We start from the raw sequence: 4,509 nt of genomic DNA, 5'->3' as shown, positions 1-4,509 counted from the left end.
ATTTACCCGATATTAAAACCATGGATGAGAAGGAGCTGCAGGAATATCTCCACAACATGGGCCAGAAGGAACGGCGGGAGCTGACAGCCAGGTTGAGACTGGTAAAACCGAAGCGGAAAAAAGCATTCATACAGAGTATTTCGGAGCAGCAGCGCCTGCAGCTTGAGGCAGAACTGACTGCCAGAGGGTTTGAAGGTAGTGCATCTGAGATTGATTTGCTTCTGCGTGGCGGCAGCATTCCATCCGGTGCCGGTTTACGTATTTTTTACCGTAACCAGAGGCTGCAGGAAGATGACAAATGGCGTCAATGGTACTAAGACTGCTGTTTAACATTTCGTGCTTTATTGACCGACATCAGTACATCCAATTAACTGACAAAAAAGAGTTTTACATTTTTTCTTTCCTACTATACTGTTTATATAAACAGTGGGTATATATACAGTTGTTGTGTATCCGTGTAATGATAGGAGGGAAGATGCAGGACTATCTTTTGGAGTCATTAAAGCTCCAGCGTATTGATTTTTTTATCAAGCTTGTAGCGGCTAGTGAGTGCAGCGACGAAGAAAAGCGGCTGGCTATCCAGTGGGTGTCCGAACTGACAGACGAGTTGATGGCGAAAATTCGCAGCCATGAATACAGCCGGTCAATGGACGTTACCAGTTAAAGGGAATCTGTATGCGAATTGAAATAATGATCGATAAAGAGCAGAAGATTAGCCAGGCCACACTGGAAGCCCTTGAATCCGAGCTTTACCGTAATTTGCGCCCTCTGTATCCCAAAACAGCAATTCGTATCCGTAAGGGCAGTGCCAATGGTGTTGAACTGAGCGGGTTAAAACTGGATGAAGACAAAAAGCGAGTGATGGAAATTATGCAGCAGGTCTGGGAGGACGACAGCTGGTTACATTAGATAACGTTGTGAGAGGCGGAACGTAGTTCTGGCGCTCGCAAGGTTGAACAACGAGCTATGCGAGGCGTTAGCTATGGGGTCTAAAGACAACAAGTATCAAATTGTATATCGCGGTCAAACGCTGGAAACAATCATTCCCGGTCAGTGGGTTTTCTTTCAACGACCAAAAGAGTGCGGCGGCGGATACTGGATGGGAAGAACTTATGATGACTGTTTCTGGCTTGAGCTGGAGTATCCGGTGTCTTTATCTGATGGACTTGGTTACTTGATAGTTATTACGAAAGTCGAAGCCACAAGTCATGAATTTGATGCAAATTATTCTCTGTTTGACTGATTTCGTCGTAGTGCATGACTATGCCGCATGAGAACGCATGATCGTTTAAGGATCGTTTATGCTGAGGCCCGCCAGAACTGGCGGGCTTTTGCCTGTTTCATGCAGGTGCATGAAAACCACTACATAAAGCGGGCAGGCGTGGCGGGGATACGAGCGCGCGCTAGCATTATTAATAGCGATAGTTTGCTATTCATTAGTGATGATTATTGGTAGGTTGAAAACCATAGAAAAAAAAGATAATTTTATGCGTTACGAACAATGAAAAAGGAATTCATATGAACATATTTGCTGCTTATGCCCAAGAATTTACGAAAAAAGAAGACGTTCATAAGTACTACACTCCATCAACACCTGTTTCTAATCCTACTCACTTAAAGGGGCGCGATGTTGAGGTAAAAAGTATTCTTGACAATCTAACCGTACCTGGGCGGCATTGCATGATTTATGGCGATAGGGGCATCGGTAAAAGCTCTCTGGCCAATGCTACTGTGTTGGGAGGGCGTCAATATAATGTTCTCTCTGGTGAGTATTTCAATGTTAAATGCGATACAAACACAAAGTTTAAAGATATTGTGTCTGAGTGTGCTATTTTTGTTTCGCAAAATACCGAAAAATATAAAGAAGAAAAAGTTATTAAAGCAGGTTTGTCGGCAAAATTTTTCAGTTTCTTCACTGGTAATGTTGGATATGAAGAAAAGATTGTTATAGAGAGAGATGAAATTACACCTAGAAAAGCAGCTACAACGATTGGTATTGTAGAAGGTGTTCTTGTTATTGATGAGTTTGATGTTCTTGAGGATGAAACCAAAAAATCAGTTGCAGAATTCATAAAACAGTTAAGTGACATTAACTCGAAATTAAAAATTCTTTTGGTTGGAATTTCTAAGGATGGTAAAAGTCTCACTGCTGGGCATGAGTCTGTGAACCGCTGTTTACATGAGGTTTCGTTAAGTGGCGTCGATGACCGACACCTTATGGAGATTATTAGCCTTGGTGAAAAAGGACTGGGGCTTACATTCGAAAATGAAGTGAAAAAAGAAATTGTTGATATAAGCAACGGATTTCCTTATTTTACCCATCTCCTTTGTAAAGAGGCAGCGGAAACTGCTATAGGTATGTCAAGCAAAGCAATAACCAAAGATCTTTTTCATAAATCTATTGAAAAATCTGTAGAAAATGCCGAGGGGCGTCTTAAAAGGGAATACGAAGACGCTGTTCGCTCAGCTAAAACAGATGTTTACAAAAAGATACTCTTCTCTGCTTCAAAGTTTAAAAACTCCGAATTTAGTGTTCAGCAATGGATTAGCCAAATCTATCAGGATACTGGTGATAGATATAATAATCAAAGCATGAGTAACTACACTGGTAGATTGATAAAGCAAGAATATGGTGCTGTTATCAAACGTTTAAGTCGGGGGGTTTATAAAATTAATGACCCTCGCATGCCAAGTTATATACGACTAGCTAACATGTAAATAGTGATAAGGCCGTTTGTAACGGCCTTTTTTTAATTGCTTAAATTTAACTCGTAGGGTTCAAAGCTGATTACTTTCTTTCCCAACCAATCATTTAACTCAAGTAGCCGCATCTGCAGTGGCACTATTTCATTGCGAGTAAAGACGATACTCGCCTTCTCCACATCCCCAAACCCCCCAACATTACTTGGCATTATCCCCATCATCTGAGGCGGTACGCGGTGCGCTGCCATCATGTCATCGCGGCTCACGTTCTTGATGTTCAAAAACTCATCCTTTGCTGCTACTTCTGATAGTGGGATGATCTGAATACCGTCCTTTTTGCCGTTGGGCGAATACATAAACAGGTTGCGGAAGTTGCCCGGCCCTTTGGCGCTTTTCATGGCCTGGCGGATGTTGTTCACGTCTTCTTGGTTCTGCGCGGCGTCGGTCATGTACATGATAAAGCCCGCATGGCTACCGTTGATGTAATACTTGCGGCGAAACAGCGTGGCGGACTCGTTCAGTAAGGCCGAAGGGATGGCGGAAAGGTATTCCGGCAGGCCGTAAATCTCCTGGTTTAAATCCGGCTCCATCAGGTGAAAAATGCTGCCTTTGGTGAACTCGTAGGGCTGCGTGGTCATGCCGTATTGCACAAACCAGTAGGTATCCAGATCTACACCACGGCGGGTGTATTTCGCCAGCGACGGCTCCAGCGACAGAATGCCGCCGAGCCGGTTGGTGCGTTTCTCAAGATAGGCGTTACCAAACACCAGATAATCCTGCACGAACCGGCTGAACGTCTGCTGGCTGAGCAGCGGGTGGGGGATAAACGTGCTGGTCAGAATGTTGCGTTTTACCGCAATGGGTGAGCTGTGATGCACGGCCGCGCGATAGGTGCGCGCCAGCCCGTCAAAACTCACCGGTGGTTCATACCATCTGTCCATCTGTACGCATTCCACATAGTCCAGCAGTTCGCGGCGGTCCAGTACCGGGATCGGATCGCCAAAGCTGAATGCTTCGGCGTGAGTTGTATTTTTCTGCTGTTCGGCCTCCTGCACTGGCGCGGTGCTGGTCAGGGCGTCGTGTTCACTCATCAAAAAATCTCCACAATATTGCTGGTATTGGCGGATTCGCCCTGCAGCGGTTCGTTAAACAGTGCGTGCATCGTTGCCCAGGCCAAATCTGCGTGGCTGGCTTCTTCGCTGCGGCTCGCTTCGTAAGTAGGGCGGTTGCCGCTGGCGGTTGTGGCGCGGCGGATAGCCATAAAGGACTGCGCAATATCGGTATGCCCGGCGTCAAACTCCAGACGGCGGTGGCTGATAATGTCGTACGCCTTGAGAACCAGGGCGTTTTTGACGTTGGGGTTGTAGACAAACTCCCGCACGGCAGGAAAGAACGCTTTTACGTTCTCATAAACACCGTGCCCGACGCCGGTCGAGTCGATGCCGATATAGGTCACGTTGTACTGCTGAGTTAGTTTTTTGATAGCGTCCGCCTGGGCGCGAAAGTCCATCCCGCGCCACTGATGACGTTCCAGAATGCGGAACTTCCCGCCAGGTACAGTGGGCGGGGCCATAACCACGCAGCCTGCGCTGTCACCGTTCTGCGTACCTTTCGCCGGGTCGTAACCGATCCAGACTTCTCGCCAGCCAAACGGGCGCAGCGCCAGCGCCTGAAAATCGGTCCAGACTTCCCAGCTGTCCACCATGCACGCCTGCAGTTCGCTGAGCGGGAATACTGACGCCAGATCGTCAATAAATTCGCACATCAGCAGGTTCTGGTATTCGTCCGGGCTGTACTCCATGCGCA

At 46.7% G+C, this 4,509-nt stretch carries 6 protein-coding genes and 1 pseudogene; 5 read left to right on the top strand and 2 right to left on the bottom strand.

What is annotated here, in order from left to right; genetic code table 11:
• From OGY10_RS04160 to OGY10_RS04140, 5 genes and pseudogenes are all read left to right on the top strand, one after another.
• Nucleotides 1-317: pseudogene (locus tag OGY10_RS04160) on the top strand (replication endonuclease); the annotation flags it as partial.
• Nucleotides 318-475: 158 nt separating this feature from the next.
• Nucleotides 476-664, top strand: coding sequence for a hypothetical protein (locus tag OGY10_RS04155; protein ID WP_001154444.1), 189 nt, complete (start codon nucleotides 476-478; stop codon nucleotides 662-664).
• Nucleotides 665-675: 11 nt separating this feature from the next.
• Nucleotides 676-909 carry a DinI family protein gene (locus tag OGY10_RS04150; RefSeq protein ID WP_019077494.1) on the top strand — a complete coding sequence of 78 codons (234 nt, stop codon included), beginning with the start codon at nucleotides 676-678 and terminating at the stop codon, nucleotides 907-909.
• Between the two features lie 73 nt (nucleotides 910-982).
• Nucleotides 983-1,243, top strand: a complete 261-nt coding sequence (locus OGY10_RS04145) for a hypothetical protein (RefSeq protein WP_019077493.1) — start codon at nucleotides 983-985, stop codon at nucleotides 1,241-1,243.
• Nucleotides 1,244-1,518: 275 nt separating this feature from the next.
• Nucleotides 1,519-2,718, top strand: coding sequence for an nSTAND1 domain-containing NTPase (locus OGY10_RS04140; RefSeq protein ID WP_181596902.1), 1,200 nt, complete (start codon nucleotides 1,519-1,521; stop codon nucleotides 2,716-2,718).
• Nucleotides 2,719-2,750: 32 nt separating this feature from the next.
• Here the strand turns inward: OGY10_RS04140 and OGY10_RS04135 are convergent, their stop codons facing one another.
• Both OGY10_RS04135 and OGY10_RS04130 read right to left on the bottom strand, forming a co-directional pair.
• Nucleotides 2,751-3,794, bottom strand: a complete 1,044-nt coding sequence (locus OGY10_RS04135) for a phage portal protein (RefSeq protein ID WP_286576328.1) — start codon at nucleotides 3,792-3,794, stop codon at nucleotides 2,751-2,753.
• The coding region (locus tag OGY10_RS04130; protein ID WP_502873676.1) for a phage terminase large subunit family protein at nucleotides 3,794-4,509 on the bottom strand (716 nt) is incomplete at its 5' end. The genes OGY10_RS04135 and OGY10_RS04130, both read right to left, overlap by 1 nt.

This window comes from Citrobacter sp. Cpo148, from assembly GCF_030332375.1.
Taxonomy (GTDB): Bacteria; Pseudomonadota; Gammaproteobacteria; order Enterobacterales; family Enterobacteriaceae; genus Citrobacter; species Citrobacter portucalensis.
This window is presented reverse-complemented; position numbering and strand designations above follow the sequence as displayed.

Coding starts and splice junctions, on each gene's coding strand:
- OGY10_RS04155 (WP_001154444.1), top strand. CDS start 476: ATGCAGGACTATCTTTTGGAGTCATTAAAGCTCCAGCGTATTGATTTT.
- OGY10_RS04140 (WP_181596902.1), top strand. CDS start 1,519: ATGAACATATTTGCTGCTTATGCCCAAGAATTTACGAAAAAAGAAGAC.
- OGY10_RS04145 (WP_019077493.1), top strand. CDS start 983: ATGGGGTCTAAAGACAACAAGTATCAAATTGTATATCGCGGTCAAACG.
- OGY10_RS04135 (WP_286576328.1), bottom strand. CDS start 3,794: ATGAGTGAACACGACGCCCTGACCAGCACCGCGCCAGTGCAGGAGGCC.
- OGY10_RS04150 (WP_019077494.1), top strand. CDS start 676: ATGCGAATTGAAATAATGATCGATAAAGAGCAGAAGATTAGCCAGGCC.